Origin of the sequence: Flavobacterium sp. IMCC34518, assembly GCF_027111095.2 — a bacterium.
Lineage (GTDB): Bacteria > Bacteroidota > Bacteroidia > Flavobacteriales > Flavobacteriaceae > Flavobacterium > Flavobacterium praedii.
In genome coordinates this window covers 786569-810000 of the sequence record NZ_CP114284.2, presented here as the reverse complement: position 1 = coordinate 810000, position 23432 = coordinate 786569, and the positions used below count along the sequence as shown (strand labels likewise).

At 31.0% G+C, this 23432-nt stretch carries 21 protein-coding genes (1 of these 21 cut by a window edge); 13 read left to right on the top strand and 8 right to left on the bottom strand.

The window, feature by feature from the left end; all coding sequences use genetic code 11:
* Positions 1-122, bottom strand: the 5' portion of a protein-coding gene (locus tag OZP06_RS03535; protein ID WP_269224540.1) for a transposase. The gene continues 229 nt to the left of window position 1, outside the view; the window shows 122 of its 351 coding nt (coding positions 1-122); its start codon is at positions 120-122; its stop codon lies off the left edge, out of view.
* 369 nt (positions 123-491) lie between these two features.
* On the opposite strand from OZP06_RS03535, the gene OZP06_RS03530 reads away from it, so the two are divergent.
* Positions 492-896 carry a secretion protein gene (locus OZP06_RS03530; RefSeq protein WP_269223018.1) on the top strand — a complete coding sequence of 135 codons (405 nt, stop codon included), beginning with the start codon at positions 492-494 and terminating at the stop codon, positions 894-896.
* A 442-nt stretch (positions 897-1338) separates the two neighbouring features.
* Here OZP06_RS03530 and OZP06_RS03525 read toward each other — a convergent pair whose 3' ends face one another.
* The 4 genes from OZP06_RS03525 to OZP06_RS03510 form a co-directional block, all read right to left on the bottom strand.
* Positions 1339-2220: a tetrahydrofolate dehydrogenase/cyclohydrolase catalytic domain-containing protein gene (locus OZP06_RS03525; RefSeq protein ID WP_281238923.1), complete on the bottom strand. Its 882-nt coding sequence runs from the start codon at positions 2218-2220 to the stop codon at positions 1339-1341.
* A gap of 69 nt (positions 2221-2289) precedes the next feature.
* The gene (gene ffh / locus OZP06_RS03520) at positions 2290-3639 is read right to left on the bottom strand and encodes a signal recognition particle protein (RefSeq protein ID WP_269223708.1); all 1350 of its coding nucleotides are present in this window, start codon (positions 3637-3639) and stop codon (positions 2290-2292) included.
* A 139-nt stretch (positions 3640-3778) separates the two neighbouring features.
* Positions 3779-4501 carry a hypothetical protein gene (locus OZP06_RS03515; RefSeq protein WP_269223707.1) on the bottom strand — a complete coding sequence of 241 codons (723 nt, stop codon included), beginning with the start codon at positions 4499-4501 and terminating at the stop codon, positions 3779-3781.
* 36 nt (positions 4502-4537) lie between these two features.
* Positions 4538-5572, bottom strand: coding sequence for a hypothetical protein (locus OZP06_RS03510; protein ID WP_281324233.1), 1035 nt, complete (start codon positions 5570-5572; stop codon positions 4538-4540).
* A 334-nt stretch (positions 5573-5906) separates the two neighbouring features.
* On the opposite strand from OZP06_RS03510, the gene OZP06_RS03505 reads away from it, so the two are divergent.
* The 8 genes from OZP06_RS03505 (at position 5907) to OZP06_RS03470 (ending at position 13035) form a co-directional block, all read left to right on the top strand.
* Positions 5907-6425, top strand: a complete 519-nt coding sequence (locus OZP06_RS03505) for a sigma-70 family RNA polymerase sigma factor (RefSeq protein WP_269223705.1) — start codon at positions 5907-5909, stop codon at positions 6423-6425.
* Positions 6426-6470: 45 nt separating this feature from the next.
* Positions 6471-7364: a FecR domain-containing protein gene (locus tag OZP06_RS03500; RefSeq protein WP_269223704.1), complete on the top strand. Its 894-nt coding sequence runs from the start codon at positions 6471-6473 to the stop codon at positions 7362-7364.
* Positions 7365-7370: 6 nt separating this feature from the next.
* Positions 7371-9926, top strand: coding sequence for a carboxypeptidase-like regulatory domain-containing protein (locus OZP06_RS03495; RefSeq protein WP_281324232.1), 2556 nt, complete (start codon positions 7371-7373; stop codon positions 9924-9926).
* A gap of 300 nt (positions 9927-10226) precedes the next feature.
* Positions 10227-10622 carry a hypothetical protein gene (locus OZP06_RS03490; RefSeq protein WP_269223702.1) on the top strand — a complete coding sequence of 132 codons (396 nt, stop codon included), beginning with the start codon at positions 10227-10229 and terminating at the stop codon, positions 10620-10622.
* 5 nt (positions 10623-10627) lie between these two features.
* Positions 10628-11497 carry a DUF5777 family beta-barrel protein gene (locus OZP06_RS03485; protein ID WP_281238930.1) on the top strand — a complete coding sequence of 290 codons (870 nt, stop codon included), beginning with the start codon at positions 10628-10630 and terminating at the stop codon, positions 11495-11497.
* A gap of 48 nt (positions 11498-11545) precedes the next feature.
* Positions 11546-12001, top strand: a complete 456-nt coding sequence (locus tag OZP06_RS03480) for a hypothetical protein (protein ID WP_269223700.1) — start codon at positions 11546-11548, stop codon at positions 11999-12001.
* 136 nt (positions 12002-12137) lie between these two features.
* The gene (locus tag OZP06_RS03475) at positions 12138-12683 is read left to right on the top strand and encodes a YceI family protein (protein WP_269223699.1); all 546 of its coding nucleotides are present in this window, start codon (positions 12138-12140) and stop codon (positions 12681-12683) included.
* A gap of 106 nt (positions 12684-12789) precedes the next feature.
* Entirely contained in the window at positions 12790-13035 is a 246-nt protein-coding gene (locus tag OZP06_RS03470; protein ID WP_269223698.1) for a hypothetical protein, read from the top strand.
* Between the two features lie 440 nt (positions 13036-13475).
* Here the strand turns inward: OZP06_RS03470 and OZP06_RS03465 are convergent, their stop codons facing one another.
* Both OZP06_RS03465 and OZP06_RS03460 read right to left on the bottom strand, forming a co-directional pair.
* The gene (locus OZP06_RS03465) at positions 13476-14108 is read right to left on the bottom strand and encodes an HmuY family protein (protein WP_269223697.1); all 633 of its coding nucleotides are present in this window, start codon (positions 14106-14108) and stop codon (positions 13476-13478) included.
* Between the two features lie 20 nt (positions 14109-14128).
* A complete protein-coding gene (locus OZP06_RS03460; protein ID WP_269223696.1) occupies positions 14129-16201 on the bottom strand; it encodes a TonB-dependent receptor in 2073 nt (690 codons plus the stop codon).
* A 97-nt stretch (positions 16202-16298) separates the two neighbouring features.
* Here OZP06_RS03460 and OZP06_RS03455 point away from each other — a divergent pair, with 97 nt between their 5' ends.
* From OZP06_RS03455 to OZP06_RS03445, 3 genes are all read left to right on the top strand, one after another.
* Positions 16299-17210: a DUF6607 family protein gene (locus OZP06_RS03455; RefSeq protein ID WP_281324231.1), complete on the top strand. Its 912-nt coding sequence runs from the start codon at positions 16299-16301 to the stop codon at positions 17208-17210.
* A gap of 16 nt (positions 17211-17226) precedes the next feature.
* Positions 17227-17571 carry a DUF6686 family protein gene (locus OZP06_RS03450; RefSeq protein ID WP_269223695.1) on the top strand — a complete coding sequence of 115 codons (345 nt, stop codon included), beginning with the start codon at positions 17227-17229 and terminating at the stop codon, positions 17569-17571.
* 513 nt (positions 17572-18084) lie between these two features.
* Positions 18085-18639 carry a hypothetical protein gene (locus OZP06_RS03445; RefSeq protein ID WP_269223694.1) on the top strand — a complete coding sequence of 185 codons (555 nt, stop codon included), beginning with the start codon at positions 18085-18087 and terminating at the stop codon, positions 18637-18639.
* 104 nt (positions 18640-18743) lie between these two features.
* Here the strand turns inward: OZP06_RS03445 and argS are convergent, their stop codons facing one another.
* A complete protein-coding gene (gene argS, locus OZP06_RS03440) occupies positions 18744-20522 on the bottom strand; it encodes an arginine--tRNA ligase (RefSeq protein WP_269223693.1) in 1779 nt (592 codons plus the stop codon).
* A gap of 354 nt (positions 20523-20876) precedes the next feature.
* Here argS and OZP06_RS03435 point away from each other — a divergent pair, with 354 nt between their 5' ends.
* Complete coding sequence (locus OZP06_RS03435; protein ID WP_269223692.1) at positions 20877-23234, top strand: TonB-dependent receptor; 2358 nt, start codon at positions 20877-20879, stop codon at positions 23232-23234.
* Positions 23235-23432 lie beyond the last annotated feature (198 nt).

The window sequence follows — 23432 nt, the reverse complement described above, 5'->3', positions numbered from 1 at the left end:
GTCGCTTTTTCTTCAAAATACAAATGCAGATTTTCTTCTGAATTCTTGAATGAGGTTAGATTAAAATTCTCAATCAAAAACTCAGGTAATATTAATTTCAATAGTTCTATATACGATTCCAATTCTCTACTAGTTTTTTGCAAATATCAGACTTTTTAATTATTTCTCCCCAGGTTTTGTTCTTGATCCTGATATTCTATAAAATCGTGAAATTACTAATTTTGTTTTCACTTAGATTTTGCATATTTACGCAGAAAAAGGAGTGCGAAACGTTAAGATTTTGTGATACTTTTTTTTCTTATTTTTAAAAAATAAAAAAATATAGTGTGTTCTAAATTACCTTAGAATAATACTCAATTATCTTAAGTGGTTAGATATCGTTTTCGTAAGGTTAATATAACAACTGTATTGGAAAATGGAGTTGTGTTTTGAACTGAATTATCCTGCTACTTTAGCAGTGGAAATAATTACTAATTTAAAACAACAGTATTATGAAAACGATTTTAAAATTAAGTCTAGTAGTATTAGTAGCAATGACTACCATGAATACTTACGCAATTGATGGTGATTTTTTACTAAATGTAAAAAAAGGAACAGGAAAAGAAATTAGTTTTTCGGTAAATGAGATTCAGCAAGCAAATGTAACTATATATGATAAATTGCATAACGAAATTTATTCTGAGGTTGCTACCGGTAAAGCTGGTATTATGAAAACCTATAGTCTTGAGGAATTTCCTGATGGTGTTTATTTTTTGGAAGTGGAAACAAACTTAAAAAAAGTAACACACGAAATTGTGATCTCAAAAGATGTGCCTTCATTATCTAGAAAAGCTATTGCAGAAGTGTATAAAGGTAATCTAAAAATGAAAAATCAAAATGTAGTAACTTTGAATTAATAAAGTCATGCGTTAAGAAATATACTTACTTCGAATTTATGAAAAACAGCTCTTATATGGAGCTGTTTTTTGTTTTAGTATATTTCCTTTAAAACCAATAAAAAGGTTGTTTTTTGAATTTTAGATTTTGTATTTGATATGAATAAAACTGAATCTGATTTTTTTTAAATTTCATTTCTGATGTCTTATAATATCTTCTTAATGTTCAATTCCCTGTAAAATATTTTATATTAATAAAAATGAAATAATTTTGTCTTTACGAAGTATCGGTTCTGTTTATGGGTTCGCAAAACAAATTTACTAGCCCTCGCTTTGTTTTTATAACAAGGAACTTGAAATAATTACTTATAAAAAAAACGGTAGTAAACTTTTGTTTACTACCGTTTGGAATTTATAACGTATTTACATTACAGTTTAATCAGTTTTAGAATATATAATTTTATTATTTATTACTTCTCATTTGACGAGCTAAAAGTGTGTTTTTTAATAACATCGCAATGGTCATTGGGCCCACTCCTCCAGGAACTGGAGTAATAAAAGAAGCTTTCTTACTTACTTCTTCAAAATCTACATCACCTGTAATTTTGTACCCTTTTGAGTTTGAATTATCTTCAACACGTGTAATACCAACATCTATTACAACTACCCCATCTTTTACCATATTTGCTTTTAAGTAATTTGGAACTCCAAGAGCAGTAATAATTATATCAGCATTTTTAGTATATTCTTCGATATTTTTGGTTCTACTATGTGTAAGTGTTACTGTAGAATCTCCCGGATATCCTTTTCGACTCATTAAAATACTCATAGGGCGACCCACAATATGGCTGCGTCCAATAACTACGGTATGTTTTCCAGCAGTTTCTACGTTGTAACGTTTCAATAATTCCATGATTCCATAAGGAGTTGCTGGCAAAAATGTTTCCATATCCAAAGCCATTTTACCAAAATTGGCAGGATGAAAACCATCTACATCTTTGTCTGGATCAATAGCCATCAAAATTTTTTGCTCGTCAATGTGTTTTGGCAAAGGCAATTGAACAATATAACCATCGAGGTCATTGTCTTCATTTAAATCTTTTATCTTCGCTAATAGTTCTGTTTCGGTAATTTCTTCCGGTAAAGCTACTAATGTAGATTCAAAACCTATTTGCTGGCATGAGCGAACTTTGCTTCCTACATAAGTTAGACTGGCTCCATTACTACCAACTATAACAGCGGCCAAATGAGGTACTTTTTGACCGTCTGCTTTCATTCTTTGAACTTCGGCAGCGATTTCGTTTTTAATATCTTCTGATGTTTTTTTTCCGTCTAATAGTTGCATCTTAAAAAGGTTTCAGGTTTAAAGTTTCAAAAAATCAGAAACTCCAATTTATTATTTTAAACATATATTTTATCTCATTCCAGGCATTCCACCTTTCATATTTCCCATCATTTTCATTAGGTTTTTACCACCAGGACCCTGCATCATCTTCATCATTTTGCTCATTTGCTCAAACTGTTTCATTAATTGATTCACTTGTTCGATTTTTGTCCCTGAACCTTTTGCAATTCTAGCTTTTCTTTTGACATCTATTACTGCTGGTTTTGATCTTTCAATTGGAGTCATTGAATGAATAATAGCTTCTATATGTTTGAAAGCATCGTCTTCGATTTCGATATCCTTCATTGCTTTGGAGGCTCCTGGTATCATTCCTACCAAGTCTTTCATGTTACCCATTTTTTTGACTTGCTGAATTTGTGACAAGAAATCATCGAAACCAAACTCATTTTTAGCAATTTTCTTTTGGATTTTTCTGGCTTCATCTTCATCATATTGTTCTTGGGCTCTTTCCACCAAAGACACAACATCCCCCATACCAAGGATACGCTCAGCCATACGATTTGGATAGAAAACATCAATTGCATCCATTTTTTCACCTGTACCCACAAACTTAATCGGTTTGTTGACTACTGATTTAATAGAAATTGCAGCTCCACCACGAGTATCACCATCTAATTTGGTTAAAATAACCCCATCAAAATTTAAAATATCATTGAATGCTTTAGCCGTATTTACGGCATCTTGGCCAGTCATGGCGTCGACAACAAATAAGGTTTCTTGTGGCTGAATAGCTTTATGCACTTTGGCAATTTCATCCATCATTTCTTTATCCACAGCCAAACGACCTGCTGTATCGACAATTACTACGTTGAATCCATTAGCTTTGGCGTGTTTAATTGCATTTTGTGCAATTTCAACTGGATTTTTATTTTCAGGTTCAGAATAAACTTCTACCCCAATTGAATCTCCTACCACATACAATTGCTGAATTGCTGCAGGACGATAAATGTCACAGGCCACCAAAAGTGGTTTTTTGTTCTTTTTTGTTTGAAGATAATTGGCTAATTTACCAGAAAAAGTAGTTTTTCCAGATCCTTGTAAGCCCGACATTAATATAATGGATGGATTACCAGAAAGATTAATACCTGCCACATCTCCACCCATCAATTCGGTAAGCTCATCTTTGACTAGTTTCACTAATAATTGTCCTGGCTGAAGAGTTGTCAATACATCTTGGCCTATTGCTTTTTCTTTTACTTTAGTGGTAAAATCTTTTGCAATCTTAAAATTGACATCGGCATCAAGTAAAGCACGACGAACTTCTTTCAAAGTTTCGGCTACGTTTACTTCGGTGATTTTTCCGTGTCCTTTTAATATATGAAAGGCTTTGTCTAGTTTATCGCTTAAATTATCGAACATAATTGTTTTATCTTTTATTGAGGTGCAAATATAAGGTAAAGTTGCAAAGTCTCAAAGTTACAAACTTCTAAAATTTAGTTTTTATGCAATAAAAAACCAGTCAAAATGACTGGTTTATAGGATAAAATATTGTTTTTAATTAATCTTTATCATCTAAATGTGTTTCATTTTCGAGTAAATCTTTTATTTCATGTCCAATAGTAGAATGACTGTCTTCAATACCAGTACTAATTTCAATAATTCCATCTCCATCAGTATCCAATAATAAACCTTGATTGGCTAATGTTACTAGTTTTGCCATCAAAGCATCCAATTGTATTTTTATATTAAGAGCAACACCGCTTCCATTAACCGAAAAATCTTTGGTTGGATCCATAAAATCCATTTCAAGTTCTGCATCTTGGTCGCTCCATATCAAGAGTGGCTTATCATTTATTGTTCCTTTGATTACAAATGTTTTACCATTCATGTCTCCCGCAACAAGACTTTTGGTAAACATAAATTTTATTTCTTCGTATTTCGCATTGGGAACATCTACAGAAGTAATAAATTGACTCAAAGGTTTGTTTGGGTCTAATAAATCTAATAAAAAAGGACCAACTAGTTTTACATCTTCGTGTAAAGGGTCTTTGTCATGCATAGCATCTTCGGCATCTGTCTCTAATTTAATTTTTCCGATATTGATCTGAAAATCGGTAATGACAACGGTTGATGCTGCCGCACGTCCTGTTAATGAAGTTTTTCCTGTTGTAGAAAGTGCTGTAGCTTTTAAGCTAACATTACCACTTGTTGAATTTGACGAATCGTTTGAGCAAGAAATTGCGGTAACAACTGCTAGAGCTAAAAATACAATTTTTTTCATAGTATATTAATTTTGAGAGTTAGTATTTATTTATAATTATTTTTTTTCGAAATACAAGTAATCATTATCTGTATTGTCATCACTTTGTCTAAAACGCAATTGGGAATTATTAAATTCAAACACTTTCCAGCCTTCATCTAATTCTTTCAAAAGAGTTGATTCAAATTTCATTTCAAATTCTCGAACTCCATTGTTTATTTTAGAAGACCAAGTCCCGTTATAGGAGATTCCAGATTTTATAGCAACAACTGTATAATTAGTATTGAAAGTAAAGGTAAAGGCATTATAATTTAACGTTTTATCACTATCCTGAAAGAAATATGAAACCTTCCAAGGATTACTGGTTATTGTTTGTACAAAATCAAGTGATGTATTACTATTATTGGGACAATTATCAATCGCGAATTTTATAGCATTTTCAAACTGAGAATTATTTTCAATTATTGTTGTTGAATTATTAGAACCAACAATAGAAATAGGATAACTTAAGGCTATAAATTGACTATCATTTAAATTATTTATGAATTCAAAAAATAATTTATCATTTGTTACAGGTACAGAACTTGCTATTTGGTTCAAATTGTTATAAATATTGATAGTAATTGGATAATTAATATTTAAGCAATTGATCTTTGATAAAAGGTCTGGTTCAGCATTCCAATAAGCCAGAAGAGAATCAAATTCAGATTGATTTTCGATAATTTTTTCTGTATAGTTATAATAAATCATTGTTGCAGGAAAACCTATTTTTACCACATCATTATCATTTGAATTTGCGTTTATATTATCGAACACTTTTTGATAATCTGCGGCAGAATTTATTGCTATAATTACGTCATTTACAGTAATATTGTATGGGAATTTTATGGTACAATAACTAGATTGATCAATTACATTATCTTCTACTGTTTTAACCATAGCTGCTCTTTGCAGATACGAAGTCAGTGGTGAAGATTTTGTAATTGTTTCCTGTGTACTGTATTGTTGTTCATTTATTTCACTTTGACAAGAGTAAAAAAGGGAAAAACATACAATAATCAAAAATCGCAAATAATTTTCAAAATGTTTCATATTTTCTTTTTGATCAAATGTAATAAAATTTAAAATTATACGATTTTATCAATTATAATGACTTTACATTAAAACCCATTTGAAGTGAAAAATCATATTTATAATAACAAATTTAATTCTACTATAAAAAGCTAAATACAATTTTTCTGTATCCTAAGTAAAAATTAAGCTGCTTTTTATCATATAAACCTAAATTGCACGTTAATGAATTGGTAGTATTTTTGTTAATAGCTATTTTCTAACGCGCAACTAATCATAAAACAATTTAGTTTACTTTTACCCTACCAAAATTTAAAATAAACGTATTAAAAAAGTAAAAAATCGAAAGACACAAATGCTAAAAGATTACAATTCAAATACTTGTGATGAAATTATTTTTTCATCTTTTTTTAAAAATCAAGCAAAATCACTTCGGAATTTTCTTTTCTACAAGTTTGGAAATATGGAACAAGCTGAAGATTTGACTCAAGAAGCCTTCATTAAACTATGGCAAAATTGTGCTTCAGTGCCTATTGAAAAAGCAAAATCATACCTTTATACGATAGCGAATAATAGTTCTCTTAATGAAATTAAACATCAAAAAGTAGTCTTAGCCTATGAAAAACAAAATACAGGACTTGATAAAACAAACGAAAATCCTGAATATATTCTAGAGGAAAAACAATTTAAATCTAAATTATTAAAAGCTATTGAAGAATTGAATGAAACACAGCGAGTTGCGTTCTTAATGCATCGCATAGATGGGAAAAAGTATACTGAAATTGCTCAAGAATTAAATATAAGTGTTAAAGCTGTAGAAAAAAGAATTCATTTGGCTTTAGTAGCCTTAAAAAAAACAATAGATTTAAAGTAGGGTGAATCAAACTTTACTTGTTTTATAATTATAATCACAAATACCATGAAAAAAAACTACCTTTTATCAAAATGGTTAAATAACGATTTAACAGCTTCTGAATTGGCTGATTTTAAAACTGATCCAGATTTTGAAAATTATGAAAAAATTAAAAAATATTCGGCTGAATTAAAAGTAGCTGATTTTGACGAAGATGCTGTTTTAAAAAATATTATTAGCCATAAAAAAACAGAACCAAAAGTTATACCATTGTATAAAAACTGGATGTTTAAAGTTGCTTCTATAGTATTGATTGCCTTAAGTATAACAATCGTGGTGCAAAATTTTAGAACACAATCGCAACTAGCTCTAAATGGAAAAAGAACCACATTCTCCTTGCCAGATGACTCGGAAGTAGTTTTGAATGCAGGTTCCGAAATTGAATTTAGAAAATGGAATTGGAGTCATAACAGAAAACTGGAACTTCAAGGAGAAGCCTACTTTAAAGTAGCGAAAGGCAAAAAATTTGAAGTGGTGACCCACTTAGGAAAAGTAACCGTTCTAGGTACGCAATTTAATGTAAAAGCAAGAAATAATCGTTTTGATATAACTTGCTATGAAGGAAGAGTAAAAATAAACTACAAAAACTTAGAAACCATTATAACCCCTGGAAAAAGGGTGACTTTCGAAAACGGAAAACAGATCAATAGCACTCTAAATACGACAAAACCAGAATGGCTTGAAAATCAGGTTTCCTTTGAGCATGAAAATTTGCGCAATATCTTAGAAGAAGTTCAAAGGCAATATAATATTACAATAATCGTAAAAGACAAACTACCGAATGAATTGTTTACGGGTAAATTGCCAACAGATAATCTCGATGTTGCTATTAAAATCATAGCAACGACTTATCATTTGGAACCAAATAGGATTACAGCAAACAAGATAATACTTGAATGAAAATAAATGCTTTCTAGAAAACATTTTCACATTTTATTTTTCTGCTTTTTTTTTGTCACGGCTATACATGCCCAAGACAAAAACAAAGCTATTGCATTAAAGACAATCCTCGAGTCAATTGAGAAACAACATCATGTGTCTATCAATTATCTAGAGAATGATATTACTGGAATTAGAATAGTGCCTCCAAAAAAGTCATTGTCTTTGGATATGAAGATCAATTATCTTCAAAAAAAAACGAATCTCCAATTTGATAAATTAGACAAACTTTTCTATACCATTTCAAGCAAAAAAGAAACAGCTATTATATGTGGGACCATTTATAATAAATCTGATAATTCACCAATTGCGGGTGTAAACATACAATCCTCAATAGGAACCCATGCCGTAACCAATAACAATGGATACTTTGAAATAAATGGAGAAACTTCAACTTTTATTACTATAAGTTACATTGGATATACCACACAAAAAATTGCTCTTCAAGAACAAACGAATGCAAAAAAATCCAATAAGGATTGCTTTAAAATAAATCTTGAGGTCGAAATTTTAAATTTAGAAAGTGTAATTGCAAATCATTATTTGGCCTCAGGTATTTCAAAAACAAACGATGGAAAATTCGAAATAAAACCCAAAAAACTTGGAATTTTACCTGGCTTAATTGAGCCCGATGTATTGCAAACCATGCTGCAAATCCCAGGAGTTTATAGCACCGATGAAAGTCTTGCTAGTATAAATGTAAGAGGCGGAACAAACGATCAAAATTTATTTTTATGGAATGGAATTAAAATGTACCAAACTGGGCATTTTTTTGGATTAATTTCGGCCTTCAATCCTTATTTACCACATACAATTTCTATTTCAAAAAACGGAAGTTCCCCTTTTTACGGAGAAAGCGTTTCAAGTGTAGTTGATATCTCTTCGGACCAACAGCAACTAAAAAAACCTAGTTTTAGTGCGGGAATAAACATGATAAACGCAGATGTTTATTTTAAATTTAATCTAAATAAAAAAGGTTTTATAGAAATGGCTTCGAGACGTTCGATCACAGATTTGGCGCATACTCCAACTTATGATTCCTATTACAACAAAGCATTTCAGAACACAACGATCACTAATTATACAACAAAACAAAATGTAGATTTCAATAGCGAGGAAAAATTTAAATTTTATGATATTTCATTAAAATATTTACAAAATATTGGAGAAAAAGACCAACTCAATATTGATCTTATCACAATAAATGATCAACTTAATGTATTTCAAAAGTCAACCACTGACAATGTTTATCAATCGGAGAATAACCTATTAATTCAAAAAAACCACGGAGCAAATCTTTCTTGGACCAGAAACTGGAGTCCTAAAAATAGTACTAAAATTAACGCATTCATCTCCTCCTACGAACTTGATGCTGAAACTAGTAAAATACAAAGTTCTCAAACGGTTAAACAAGAAAATTTGATGCTAGATGATGGTTTAAAAATAGAAAATAACCATCAAATTAGTTCAAAATTTAGTATCAATGAGGGATACCAATTTGAGGAGATGGGAGCAACAAATTTAGATGCAGTAAACAATCCTCTCTATTATAGAAAAAGGAAACAAGTACTTCGAACGCATGCTGTAATTGCCGAAGGAAAATACAATGACCCAATAAAGAAAATAACATTAAACACAGGAATTCGAGCTAATTATATAGAAGAATTTAAAAAAACACTAATTGAGCCCCGATTACAGTTCAATTATGAGATGGCTCCAAATTTAAATTTAGAAGTTCTTGGTGAATTCAAAAGTCAAAATACCTTTCAAGTAATTGATCTTCAACAAGATTATTTTGGAATAGAAAAAAGACGTTGGATCTTATCTAATAACAACAGCATTCCGATTCAAAAAAGCAAACAAGCCTCAATAGGACTGTCTTTTGCAAAGAATAATTGGTTGTTGAGTTTAGACAATTTTTATAAAACAGTAAATGGGATTAACAGTTCAAGCCAAGGTTTTCAAAACCAGTTGGAACTTGTAAAAATCAATGGAGACTACATTGTATGGGGGGGGGAAATGCTTATTCAAAAGAAGATTAATCATTTTACAACTTGGTTAAGCTACACTTACAATGAAAATAACTATCACTTTTTGGATATAAACCAAAATGAATTTCCTAATAATTTTGAACTTAGCCATTTTGTATCATGGGCTGGAACTTATGAAATTAAAAAATTAAAAATAGCGTTAGGTTCAAAGTGGCATTCCGGAAAACCAGAAACAACTCCCTTGACGAATGTAATAGACAATAGCAATACATCAAATCCAAAGATTAACTATAACTTTCCTAACAATAAAAATTTGAATGACTTTTTTCAGATTAACTTTTCGGCTACCTACAAATGGGAAACATTTAATGAAACAATATATAATTTAGGTTTTTCTGTTATAAATGTGACCAATCGAAAAAATGAAATCAACGAATTTTACCGAATAAATTCGACTACAAATACCATCGAAGACGTAAAAAATTATTCCTTAGATCGCACTTTTAATGTCAGTTTTAGAGTTTCATTTTAATGTTTCTTTACTTTAAAACAAGAAAACACTTTGCAATATCAAAAATATTTTTATCCTTTTTAAACAACTTTAAACATTTGTAAAGCAAATTATTAAGCTTTTTTCTGCACCCTCATTTGACTTCATTTTTATCTCAATTCAAAATTATTTTAAAAAAACACACAACTTAGGGTAGGGTAAATCTCTCTGAAATGGTTTTATCTGTGTAATCAAAATAGTAACGTTACGTTGAGTACAAATCAAATGAACCGATGTGTTCTATTTATTTTCAAAAAAATTAATTTAATAAAAAAGAGCAAAATGAAAAACAGTAAAAAAATAATACTCCTCTCATTACTTGCACTTGTTCTATTGGGATTTACAAGTTATAATTATGTAATGCATGGCGGTGCAAGAGATTTAGCTTCCGAAGATACTGCCTATTCTGTTAGCTCAAAAAGTATAATTGAAGAATTTGTATCTAATATAGAAACTTCCAATACAAAATACCTTGAGAAACCAATTGCCATTTCGGGAACCATAACGGCAATTACAGGTCGTGAAGTCATCATTGACAATTCAATTATTTGCAATTTAAAAAACCCTGATATTAGTATTACAAAAAATCAAAATGTGACTATAAAAGGAAGAGTAATAGGTTATGATGACTTAATGCTAGAATTAAAATTAGATCAATGTTTTATCATTAACAACTAAACTAAATGAATCTTAAAACCTTTTTGCTTCCCGTTCTACTATTTCTATTTTTTCAAAACGTAAATGCTCAAGATGATTTACTCGGTCAATTAGATGTAAAATCAGATCAGAAAGAATTAGCGACAGCTGCATTCAAAGCATTACAAATATGCAATATGCAATCGACAAAATTACCCGTAAAAGGAGAGTTTTACTTCCTAGTTTCGCATCGCTTTGGTGATTTAACAGAGGGACTTCAAAACTTTTTTGGATTGGATGAAGCCAATACTAAAATAGGGGGAATCTATGGAATTGCCAATTGGCTTTCTATAGGTGCCTCAAGACACACTGATAAAAAAATATATGAAGTAGGCTTAAAATACAAACTTGCGAATCAAATGATTGGAGGGTTTCCGGTTACAATTGTAGGGTATAATACAGTTGATGTTAATAGTGAACTTGACAAAGCTAATTATCCTCAATTGCAGTTTAATAATCGATTGGCTTTCTCTTCACAATTATTAATTTCCAGAAAATTTACCGAATCCTTATCGTTTGAAATAGCGCCAATTTACATTCATAAAAATCTGTATGACAATAAGAATGAATATGCAGACTTAATCCTATTGAGCTACGGTGCAAGATACAAATTAACAAAAAGATTAAGTGCAAACGTAGAATATGGATCTCGTATAAGTGCTATGGATGGCTTTTTGGATACAAAATACCACAATCCAATAAGTGCAGGTTTAGATATCGAAACTGGCGGTCATGTTTTTCAATTGGTTTTTTCAAACAGTCAAGCAATGAACGATGTTTCCTTTTTTTCTAATGCAAGTGGAGCCTGGAAAGGAAAAGGAATTTACTTTGGATTTAATATGTATCGCGTTTTTTAATTAATTGGAATACTAAAAAATAAATAATAACCTATAAATAAAATAATTATGAAAAAAGTAGCACTGTTTTTATTAGCCATTGGTAGTGTACTGGTACTATCTTGTGAGCCGAACACTTACGACGAAATCGAGCAACCAGTATCAACTCCTGATCCGACGCCAACGCCGACGCCGACGCCAACGCCGACGCCGACGCCAACGCCGACGCCGACGCCAACGCCAACGCCAACGCCGACACCAACACCGACACCAACGCCAGCAAACGTAACTTACACCAAAGATGTACAACCTATTATTGCTACAAACTGTACTTCATGTCACAGTTCTGGTGGACAATCACCTGCTTTAGGAACGTATACTCAAGTAAGTAACGCTACAAAAACAGGTAGATTATTATGTACGATTCAAGCCCAAAACTGTGTTACGATGCCACCAAGCGGAAAAATGTCACAAGCAAATATTGATTTAATTCTTCAATGGAAAACCCAAGGGTATTTACAATAAAAAAGATGAAATCGCTATCGCAACAGTTATAACAATTGAAAATCATCGAATACCAAAACAAAAATAGTAATCGATGAGATAAACACCAATGAAGATCTGGCGATACTATATTCCATTAAAAAAATATTATCTACATATGAAAAGAACAGCCCTCATACTACTAATTTTAATGCTTGGAAATACTATTTTCTCTCAAAAAATGATTACCCGAACAGGCTTGGTCACATTTGAAGCCTCAATGCCAAGCTTTGAAGAAATTGCAGCAAAAAACAATACTGCTTCTTGTATACTGGACAAAGGAACGAGTGATTTTGTGGCGCTGGTTTTGATCAAAGGATTTCAATTTAAATCCCCTTTGATGGAAGAACATTTTAATGAAAATTATATGGAATCCTCTATTTATCCAAAAGCCACTTTTAAAGGAAAAATTTTAAATTTTGATTCCAAAAAATTAACCACGACTAAAAGTGTTTATGATTTAGAAGGTGATCTGACTATTCACGGTGTTAGCACAAAAATTAAAACAAAAATAAACTTAAGTTTGGTATCCGGAAAAATCAACGCAACTTCTAGTTTTGATGTAAAACCTCAAGATTATAAAATTGAAATTCCAAATCTTGTAAAAGATAAAATTGCAAAAAATATCACTATTAATTTTAATTTCTCATTAGTAGATCAATAATTAAAAAAAGACTCCAAAGTAACAATTGGAGTCTTTTTTCAAACAACAATAATTGAAAAAATGGCTACATTCGCTAAGTCAAATATAAAAAAGGCATTTTAATTGAATGAATATATCCATTATAACTACTATGAGCTACAATGACATTATTGAATCTTTTGGAGTTGGAATTATTTTGGTTGCCTACTTCTTGAATGTTTTTTCATTTAAACCAAAAAAAGGTAAATTCTATTTCACGCTAAATATCATTGGAACTAGTATTACTTGTTTTTCTTCTGTTTTAATCAATTACTTTACTTTCATTATTTTTGAAGGAACGTTAGTAATATTGTGTTTGTTTGGACTTTTTTGAATATTAAAAAATAAAATACCTTAAACTTAAAAAAGAGACTGCCAAAAAAAGAGGGCACTGAAAAAGTCCCCATTACCAAAAAACAGCTAAAAAAGTGATGAAATAAGGCTTTAATTTTATTTATTCCCCTTTTTTTAGTCGGGTTTTATTTTGTTAGACTACAAGTCTTTATAATAATCAAAAAAGAGCGAAACTGTAATGGTTTCGCTCTTTTCTATGAAATTTCATTTTCTGTATTATAGGGGCTTTTTCAGTGCCCTCCCAAAAAAATGGCCAGCCTCTTTTAACAAAAACTATAAAAACTAACTAATAATTAGTTAGACGCATCTTCTTATTTCAAAAAGGCACCTTATAAAGTTGGACAAACACAAATTTCTACTCTATGTAGCTCAGTTATGAATCAGTTTTTACAATAGTTTGCAATTTCTTTATTTTTTTAGTTAAAAACTAGCGGAACTATTCCCCTGATAAACAAATTTAAAAGTAAAATATCTTCCTACTGATGTTGCGTCTGGTGTTGCTGGAGCATCTTTGTAATAGCTTAAAATTTCAAATTTTGCATATTTCCCATCATGTGTTTTTACTATGAATATTTTTCCAGCAATTGGCGAAATAATATTGGTTGTTTGATTGTATGAGTACCAACCATTTCCGCTTCCAGTAGGAATAGCATAAGTTAAAGCAGCATCTTGAGCAAATGTTGCCACCGCAGGAATTGTAGTTATGGCATTTAATGTGCCCGAAACAATACTTACTGCGCCCGTTCCTGTTCTAGCTGGCTCATCTGCAATACCAATTAAAGTTCCGCCATTTACAATTATTGTCGTTCCTCTAAAAGCAATATCCCAATTATCATTTGTAACTACAGCATTTTCTGAAAAACTAAATTTAGTAAAGGGACCACCTACTGTTTGCCCTTGCCCACCAGTTTGCGGAGCTGTTAAATTGGAAACCGTTTTTGTTTCTAATACTATCGCTACTGGAGTATCTTCATCGCTACTGCAAGATGCTGTAAATAGTACTACTGCCAAAAGAGATAGTTTTAAAAATTTTGTTGTAAATCTGTTTTTCATAATAAAAGTGTTTAAAATAATTAATAATTGAATTGTAATTTTCCAAAAATCTGCCTTCCAGAAACGGTGCTGATTTCTTGTGGATTTGTAAAATCAAAAAGATTGTTAACACCTAATTGGAGGGATAATTTTTTAATTTGTTTTAAAAATGAAAGATTTGCTGTAGTATAACCATCTACAAAATCATCATATTTATCTAAGATTTGATTGCTGTTAGTATCCCATAAACCATATTTACTTTTATAAAAAATTTGTAAATTGAGATCGGTTTTTATTTTGGGAATGATATAATAAAACTTGACATTTGCCGTATTCGTGGAACGGTTAAATAGCCCAAAATAATCAGTAGTTTTTATTTTGAAAGACTCTAATGTAACAGGATCTCTGGCATAGACAGTTCCATTTTCGATAGCTTTTACAACAGATTTATCTTTTGCAACTAGGTATTGATATCCTACAGAAAAATTAAATTGCTTCGAAAAATTATAAGTTGAATTGAATTCTAATCCATAAGTAAAAATTTGGTTAATATTAAAGTAGCTAAATACGTTTTGGCCATTTGTTTTTTGTGCTACAACACGAGTATCAATTAAATTTGAAATAGAATTGTAAAATAAATTAGCTTCTATTTTTAATTTATCTTTTTGATAAAAACTTCCAAAATTGACATTTATAGAACTTTCTGGTTTCAACGAATTTTCAAAACTAATCTCTGAAATTCTATACAACAATTGTCCTTGACTCTCTAAAACATTCAATTGTGATTCTGCGACATTGTATCCCAAAACGGTATAGCCTACAGAAGAATTGGTAAAATCAAAATACAATTGACGAAAATCGGGTGCTTTAAAACCATATCCAATAGATGACTTAAGTGATAAATTAGTGTTTATTTTAAAATTTACAGCTAATTTTGGGCTTAATTGCGACTCATATTGTTTGTTGTCGTCATATCTCAAGCCAGCCAAAATATTCCATTTATTTGTTGGATTATAATCATATTGTATAAAAGCATATTGCGAATTGAAAACTACTTTTCCTTCAAAATAAGTCCTATCTAAAGTTTCATAATTCATACCGATTCCTGTGGTTAATTTATTTTTGCCTATCAAGAAAGTGGCTCTAATTTCTGGTCGAAATAGCCATTGATTATAAAAGCTTTCTTCAAAAAGTACATTGTCTGGATTATTCAAAAAGGATTCATTTATATAATTGGTGGTGTACAATTCGTAGTCCATATTTATATTTGAATTCCATCTTTGCTGCAATTTTGTTTGAATATCCCATTCATTTATACTTGCATCTCCATTATAGTTTTCATTTTCAATTACAGTTTTATAATCTTGTTTCTGATGGTAATACCTTGTCCCCATGGTTAATTTTAAACCATCCGAAAAATCAAAATAGAATCTCGGCTGAATAGTTATATTCTGATAAGGTTCTACTGTTTTCAACACAGTAGTTTCGTCCAAATCATAGCCATCAGACTTAAAATAATCTGTAAAAACTGTCCCCGAAAATTTTTTCTTTTTCCAATTTAAGCTAGCATTAGCATCGATAGTATTAAAGGTCGCATACCGATATGAAAAACTGCCTGAAAGCAAATCTTCTTTAGGCTTTTTGGTAATGATATTTATTACTCCGGCAAGAGCCTCCGATCCATACAGTGAAGATGAAGCTCCTTTCACAATTTCAATTCGCTCTATATTACCGACACTTACTCTTGATAAGTCTAAAGTTCCAGCACTCCTGCCTACTAGCGGAACACCATCCATCAGAATCAAAGTATAAGCTGCGTCCAATCCTTGCATTTGAATCCCTTCAACTCCACCAAAATCGGCAGTCGTGATAAGTCCTGTTTGTTGTGACAAAATCTCGTTTAATTTAGTCACTCCTGCTCTTTCAATATTAGCTGCTGTTATTACATAAGTCGGTAATGGCAAAGTCGAAAGCAGTCTTTCGGTTCGGGTAGCTGTTACAACTACTTCGCTTAATTGCTCCATTTTTAAACTAGTTACATTTTTATCTTCTTGAGCAAAAACAAATGTTGGTAACAAAATTAAACCTATAAATTGTAGTTTATTTAGAAACATTCTTGATAATTTTTGACAAATATATATTTTATTTTTATTCATTCTAAATAAAAATAGTATTTTTGACAAATAATAATATTAATTAAAAACTAACCCTATGAGAATCAAAGCAATTATTTTTTCAATTGTACTATTAACAAGTCTAACAGGCAAAAGTCAAGATTTAAAACAACAACAAGACATTAACTCTATAAAAGCAATGTGTGGTTGTTATGAAGTGAAATTTAACTTCACTGAAACTTTTAAATATTCAAAAGACAGCATCAATTACAAACCATCAGAAACCAAACATGATAGTGGATTAGAATGGGTTGAATTAGTAGAAAATCTACCTAACAAAATTGTTTTACAACATTTATTGATTGTTGGAACTGGAGAAAATGATATTGTAAAACACTGGAGACAAGATTGGCTATATGAAAACACTGATTTGTATTCTTTTTTTAAAGACCAAACCTGGAAATTCAACAAATTACCAACCAAAAGCGTAAAAGGGCAATGGACACAAAAAGTATATCAGGTAGATGACAGTCCAAGATATGAAGGAACTGCAAGCTGGGTTCATGTAGACGGAAAAGATTATTGGATGAACACAACTGATGCACCATTACCGAGAAGAGAGCATACTAAAAGAAACGATTATAATGTGTTAAAAAGAAGAAACATTCAGGAAATCACATCGTCTGGCTGGATTCATGAACAAGACAATGACAAAATAGTTAGAGATACTGACGAAAAAGACGTCTTACTGGCACAGGAAAAAGGGATGGATATTTATACCAAAGTTGACGACAGCAAATGTCTATTGGCTCAAAACTGGTGGAAAAAAAACCATGAAGTTTGGATAAAAGTTAGAAGCAAGTGGGGAAAAGTCTATGCTAATAACAAAGATTTATCGTTGCTTAATAAAGTAAACAAAAAATCACTTTTCTCTATTTTATTTGATTTAAAGCCATCCGCAACCCAAGTCGAAGTTGATACTATAATTGATTCTTTTATTGTCAAATAATTAAAACTTTACAATTATGTGCAATCTAAAAATATTAAATCGAACCTCTAATGGAATTTTGTTGTATTGTCAACATCGAGACATGTATCAATTATTGTTCAATAATTTGACCTTTGATCTGAGCAGCATCGAAATGACAAGTTTTTCTAACTATTTGGATCACATAGATATTGATTATTGGGAAACTGAATATCAACATTCTATTTATGAAAAGAAGATTCCAATCCCGACTTTACAAACCAACTTTATTATTTTATTGAACAGAAAGGAAGTGGAGGAATTACGGTATTTGGTAGATTGTATTAATGAATATAAAATCCTAAAACCATTTGAAATTAATTATATGATAATTTCAAATTGATCTAATCTTTCTTTTAGAATTAGCACATAAAAAAAAACCGTCTCGTTCAATAAAAAACGGGACGGTTTTTTTGTTTTAGGCAGTATCTGATAAAATTTGATTTGTGATGAAAAGCTGAATTTAAGGAATTCAAAATTACTGCAAAAGCAGCATATAAAAAGATATATTTTGATATGTCATCTTTTATACAATTTAAGACTAGTTTTTCATGTCTTCTGATTGATAATTAAGTTGGATTTTACACTTTTAGCATTAATTTCTATCAAACGTTTTCGTTTGTTTTACAGTTTGCCAAAAGAAGCTTTTTTAATAATGTCTTAATGTTAAAAAATAAAGAATAATTTAATTTAAAATTAAAATAAACACATAAAATTATTGTATTTGTAAAAAATGTTTGTTTTTTTGAAAAATTAATAAAAAAATATTTTTGCTGTTTCAAAAATAAATGTACTTTTATACTATAAAATAAAAACATAAAAATCTTTAAAAAACAATATAAAAAAATACAAGATCATGAGAACAATTATCACCTTTGCCCTTTGCTTAATCTTCTTTTCTGCGACGTATTCACAAGACCAAAAAACAGCTGATAGAAAAGCAGAAACTTTAAAAATGGAAGTATTACCAGAAGTATTAGTTTCACACACTAAAAATGTTTCAAAATACATTCCAGACAACAATCCTGATGCAGTTATCAGAAACATTCAAAACAAATTCATTTCGTACAATGTAGATAATGAAGAGTGCAGAAATTTCGACGAGTATTTAGTGACTTTAGAAAATGAAAAAGGCTTCATGGTGGCAACTTACAATCAACACGGAGTATTAGTAAGGGTTAACGAAAAATATACAAATGCAGAATTACCAAGAGAAATAATGCGTTTTGTCTTTATGTGGTATCCTGAATGGACAATTACAAAAAGTAAGTTTGAATATTCTCAACAAAAAGGAGCAATATTAAAAAAAACATACCATTTGAAACTTAAAAAAGATAATCAAACTCAAAATATACAAATTAGTTTAACAGACGAAATTGTTAAAACAAACAATGAATTAGCAATGAATTAAAATTGCAATGATTCTCAATCAAACCAAAATTCCCCGTCCCTAACAAATAAAAAAGAGGCTGTCTAAAAACATAGACAGCCTCTCCTTAAAATTTATTTATAAAATTACATTCTCTCTGGAACATTTATTCCTAGTAAACTAAAGGAATCAGCAATAACATCTGCCACTTTTTTAGACAATTGCACTCTGAATATCTTCTTGTTCAAGTCTGTTTCTCCAAGTATCGAAACCGCTTGGTAAAAAGAATTATACTCACGTACCAATTCATAGGTATAATTGGCAATCAAAGCTGGACTATGATTGTGAGCGGCATTCTGAATCACTTCTGGAAACAATTCAAGTTGTTTTACCAATTCTTTTTCTTTCTCATGCAATTCTAAAATGCTTGATATTACATTAAGATCAAAATCTGCTTTTCGTAAAATCGATTGAATTCTAGCATAAGTATATTGAATAAAAGGCCCTGTATTCCCAGCAAAATCAACAGATTCTTCTGGATTAAACAGAATTCGTTTTTTTGGATCTACTTTCAAAATATAATATTTAAGAGCACCCAAACCTATTGTATTGTATAATTTTGATTTCTCTTGAGTCGAGTAAGATTCTAATTTTCCTAAATCTTCAGCAATTTTTTGAGCCGTATCGGTCATTTCTTGCATCAAATCATCGGCATCAACAACGGTTCCTTCACGGCTTTTCATTTTTCCAGAAGGTAAATCTACCATTCCGTACGATAAATGAAAAAGATTGGAAGCCCATTCAAAACCTAATTTTTTCAAGATAAGAAACAATACTTTGAAGTGATAATCTTGTTCATTTCCTACCGTATACACCATTCCGCCAACGTCTGGCATATCTTTTACACGCTGAATTGCAGTTCCAATATCCTGTGTCATATATACCGCTGTTCCATCAGAACGCAATACAATTTTACGATCCAATCCTTCATCGGTCAAATCAATCCAAACCGAGCCATCAGGATCTTTTTCGAAAATTCCTTTTTCAAGACCTATTTGAACTACATCTTTTCCTAATAAATACGTATTACTTTCATAATAAAAGCTATCAAAGTTTACGCCTAGATTTTTATAACTTATGGCAAAACCATCATAAACCCATTGGTTCATCGTTTTCCAAAGCGAAATTACTTCAGGTTTTCCGTTTTCCCAATCCAAAAGCATTTGCTGAGCTTCGAGAATAATTGGCGCTTGTTTTTTGGCTTCATCTTCTGTTTTTCCAGCATTCATCAACTCATTGATTTCAGCTTTGTACGCTTTATCAAAAGCAACATAATAATTACCAACCAGTTTATCACCTTTTAAACCAGTAGATTCTGGAGTTTCTCCGTTTCCGAACTTTTGCCAAGCCAACATGGATTTGCAAATATGAATTCCTCTATCGTTGATGATTTGAGTTTTGTATACTTTTTTACCGGAAGCTTTGATAATTTCGGCAACAGAATATCCTAGTAAATTATTACGAACGTGCCCTAAGTGCAATGGTTTGTTGGTGTTTGGCGAAGAATATTCGACCATTACCGCTTTATCATTTACCGAAGGTGTTACAAATCCGAACTTCTCTACATTTTTGATTTCGTTGAAGAAATTCAAATAATATTGATCTGCAATCACAATATTTAAAAATCCAGAAACCACATTAAAACGGGCAACTTCTGGAAGATTTTCAACCAAATAATTTCCTATTTTATTTCCTAATTCAACTGGATTACTTTTTACCAATTTAAGTAATGGGAAAATAACCATCGTAATATCTCCTTCAAACTCTTTTCGGGTGGCTTGAAACTCAACTTTTTCAATGGTTACATCAAACAAAGTTTGAATGGCTTTCTCTATAGATGGGGTAAGAATATTGGATAATGACATGGATACTTGATTTTTTTAAGTGTGCAAATATAAGGCTTATTCGCCAAATATGGAAAGTGAAAAAGCATTCTGTAGTGTAATGTTTTTAAAAACAGATTATCGTATAAAAATACAAGACTCAATTGAATGCAAACCGTTTCCATTTATACTTAATCGCTCGAAGAACAGTTCAATTTGATAATGAAATCCCTTTTTTAGTTAGAAAAAAACAAACATCGAATCTCCTAAAAATCAAAGCACTCAATTAAAACCACCAAATATTTGCAAATTTTTTTTTAAAAATGTGTTACAAATAGAAGACAAAACAGTCTTATGGGAAATCATCAGTCAAAATCATCAATCAAAAATCAAATTATGAAGACTAAACTATTAGTAGTATTCCTATTGAGTTTTATAGGAATAGCTCAAGCTGAAAACCCTGGAACAATATCCGGAAAAGTAACAAACAAAACCACAAAAACTCCTGTTCTCTATGCGTCAATTGTGATAAAAGAAGCAGGCAAAATAATTACTGGAATTGTTGCTGACGATAAAGGAACCTTTTTAATTAAAAATTTAGAATTAAAAAAATACACTTTAGAAGTAGAGTTTATTGGGTACAAAAAATTCACTACTTCTTTTGAATTGAGTCCTGCAAAAAAAACATCAACAATAGAGATCCTTTTGGAAGAGGAGGCTACTGAACTCAAATCGGTTGATATTATCAAAGAACATTCCTTAATCGAACAAAAAACGGATCGAAAAGTCATCAATGTAGGTAAAGATTTACTGAGCGCAGGAGCAACTGCTTCTGAAATTTTGAATAATATTCCTTCGGTTAGTGTCGATCCTCAAACCAATGCAGTGAGCCTTAGAGGAAACTCGAATGTAAGAGTTTTTGTAGACGGCAAACCATCTACTTTAGACGCAGCCCAATTGTTGCAACAAATACCGTCAACTTCCATCAAGCAAGTTGAATTAATTACCAACCCATCGGCCAAATACAATCCTGAGGGAATGAGCGGAATTATCAATATCGTATTAAATAAAAATGCTAAAATCGGTTTTAACGGAAGTATAAATAGCGGTGTAACCTTTGGTAAAACACCAAAAACTAATTCTTCTTTTGATATGAATTATCGTAGTGGAAAAATCAACATGTATGCTAATTATGGATTGACTACTGGTCAATACCATAACAATGGACATATTGACACTACTGAACCAAATGAAGAAAATTCACAAGACTTTAATTTCAAAAATGAAAACCTTTCGCATTTAGCCAAAATAGGATTAGACTTTTATTTAAATGACAGTAATACTATTTCTATTTATACCACTCAAAACATTGGAGATGAAAACGGCAGTTCAAAAGTAATTGTTGATTTTCCAAATGCGCAAAAGCCAGGAGAAATTGACCTATCTAAACGTATTACTCAGTTATTCGATAGTAAAAATGACAATTACACTCAGACTTATAATTTTGATTACAAGAAAAAATTCAAAAAAGAAGGGCATACTTTAGAATTTGAAAGCAACTACAATAATAACGATAATAGAGAGAATAGTGTTTTTAGCGATCCTAGAACAAATGACATCTCCAACAAAGGGGAAAATGTTTTACTCAATTTAGATTACACCATTCCTTTAACGGAAACAATTAAACTAGAAGCAGGATTGGAAACTCGAATCGAAAACACAAAAAATAATTTTCTGGAGAATGGCGCTTATAATTCCAATTTCAATTACGAAAGAAATATTTATTCTGCCTACACAACAATCTCGAAACAGTGGAAAAAATGGAATGCACAAGTTGGCGCTCGTTTTGAAAAGTACACTGCCGATGCGTTATTCAAAAAAATAAATGAAGCTGATGGAACTTTTAATGACAAACTATTCACGGTATATCCATCTGGTTTTTTAAATTACACTCCAAATGACAATGATTCATACAACCTTAGTGTTTCAAAACGTGTGGACAGACCAAGTATCGATCAAGTAAACCCAATTCGTGAATGGAGTACACCACAAATCGATTCTCAAGGAAATCCAAATTTATTTCCTCAATTTACCAATTCGGTTGAATTAAACTATACTCGAAAAACAAAGATTGGTTCAATCACTTCTGGAGTATTTTATCGTCAAATTAATGATGAAATAACAAGAACACTTTTTGAAAACCCTAATGATTCAGAACGATTAATTTTATCGTATGCAAACCTTAATGACAACAATGCATTTGGACTTGAATTGTCAGGGAATTTAGATTTTACAAAATGGTATTCTGCCAATATTAGTTTTGATATGTACAACAAAAAAACAAAAGGCTATATTGGGACTGATTATGTTGAAGTTGATGTAACTACCTTCAATTCTCGCATTAGCAATACATTCAAAGCTTCCAAAAATTTGCGTTTTCAATTGACAGGAATGTACAGAGGTGAAGATTTAGGTTTGCAATTTTTAAGAAAACCAATGTGGAAAATTGATGCAGGCTCAAGTCTTACTATACTTAAAGGCAGTGGAACCATTACCGCTCGTGTAAGCGATATATTTGATAGTATGCATTTTGCATTTGATGCTACTAAACCAAAAGCACAAACTGGAGAATTTCATTGGGAGAGTCAAACCGCCTTTGTAGGATTCAATTACCGTTTTGGAACAGGGAAAAACAAAGCCATTCAAAGAAAAGAAAGAGATAAAAATGAAACCCAAGGAAGTGGTGGATTTTAAGACCGTTAACGCTTATAAAATAGTCTAAAGATGCGAAGTTGTTGTTTTTCAAGACAACGAAAAAAATCATTGCATAGCCTTTGCTACGGAATTATTTTTTGAGAAAGTATTGGAGAAAAAGAACGAGTAGATTGGGCTATTTTGTAAACTGTAATGGTATAAAGATTAGTTTTAATAATAGGTTGCCCAAAAAGAAAC

What these genes read in the sequence shown, in the direction of transcription:
- OZP06_RS03445 (WP_269223694.1), top strand. Translation starts at nt 18,085, where the DNA reads ATGAGAACAATTATCACCTTTGCCCTTTGCTTAATCTTCTTTTCTGCG.
- OZP06_RS03490 (WP_269223702.1), top strand. Translation starts at nt 10,227, where the DNA reads ATGAAAAACAGTAAAAAAATAATACTCCTCTCATTACTTGCACTTGTT.
- OZP06_RS03450 (WP_269223695.1), top strand. Translation starts at nt 17,227, where the DNA reads ATGTGCAATCTAAAAATATTAAATCGAACCTCTAATGGAATTTTGTTG.
- OZP06_RS03530 (WP_269223018.1), top strand. Translation starts at nt 492, where the DNA reads ATGAAAACGATTTTAAAATTAAGTCTAGTAGTATTAGTAGCAATGACT.
- OZP06_RS03505 (WP_269223705.1), top strand. Translation starts at nt 5,907, where the DNA reads ATGCTAAAAGATTACAATTCAAATACTTGTGATGAAATTATTTTTTCA.
- OZP06_RS03465 (WP_269223697.1), bottom strand. Translation starts at nt 14,108, where the DNA reads ATGAAAAACAGATTTACAACAAAATTTTTAAAACTATCTCTTTTGGCA.
- argS (WP_269223693.1), bottom strand. Translation starts at nt 20,522, where the DNA reads ATGTCATTATCCAATATTCTTACCCCATCTATAGAGAAAGCCATTCAA.
- OZP06_RS03470 (WP_269223698.1), top strand. Translation starts at nt 12,790, where the DNA reads ATGAATATATCCATTATAACTACTATGAGCTACAATGACATTATTGAA.
- OZP06_RS03515 (WP_269223707.1), bottom strand. Translation starts at nt 4,501, where the DNA reads ATGAAAAAAATTGTATTTTTAGCTCTAGCAGTTGTTACCGCAATTTCT.
- ffh (WP_269223708.1), bottom strand. Translation starts at nt 3,639, where the DNA reads ATGTTCGATAATTTAAGCGATAAACTAGACAAAGCCTTTCATATATTA.
- OZP06_RS03480 (WP_269223700.1), top strand. Translation starts at nt 11,546, where the DNA reads ATGAAAAAAGTAGCACTGTTTTTATTAGCCATTGGTAGTGTACTGGTA.
- OZP06_RS03525 (WP_281238923.1), bottom strand. Translation starts at nt 2,220, where the DNA reads ATGCAACTATTAGACGGAAAAAAAACATCAGAAGATATTAAAAACGAA.
- OZP06_RS03500 (WP_269223704.1), top strand. Translation starts at nt 6,471, where the DNA reads ATGAAAAAAAACTACCTTTTATCAAAATGGTTAAATAACGATTTAACA.
- OZP06_RS03495 (WP_281324232.1), top strand. Translation starts at nt 7,371, where the DNA reads ATGCTTTCTAGAAAACATTTTCACATTTTATTTTTCTGCTTTTTTTTT.
- OZP06_RS03460 (WP_269223696.1), bottom strand. Translation starts at nt 16,201, where the DNA reads ATGTTTCTAAATAAACTACAATTTATAGGTTTAATTTTGTTACCAACA.
- OZP06_RS03475 (WP_269223699.1), top strand. Translation starts at nt 12,138, where the DNA reads ATGAAAAGAACAGCCCTCATACTACTAATTTTAATGCTTGGAAATACT.
- OZP06_RS03435 (WP_269223692.1), top strand. Translation starts at nt 20,877, where the DNA reads ATGAAGACTAAACTATTAGTAGTATTCCTATTGAGTTTTATAGGAATA.
- OZP06_RS03510 (WP_281324233.1), bottom strand. Translation starts at nt 5,572, where the DNA reads ATGAAACATTTTGAAAATTATTTGCGATTTTTGATTATTGTATGTTTT.
- OZP06_RS03455 (WP_281324231.1), top strand. Translation starts at nt 16,299, where the DNA reads ATGAGAATCAAAGCAATTATTTTTTCAATTGTACTATTAACAAGTCTA.
- OZP06_RS03485 (WP_281238930.1), top strand. Translation starts at nt 10,628, where the DNA reads ATGAATCTTAAAACCTTTTTGCTTCCCGTTCTACTATTTCTATTTTTT.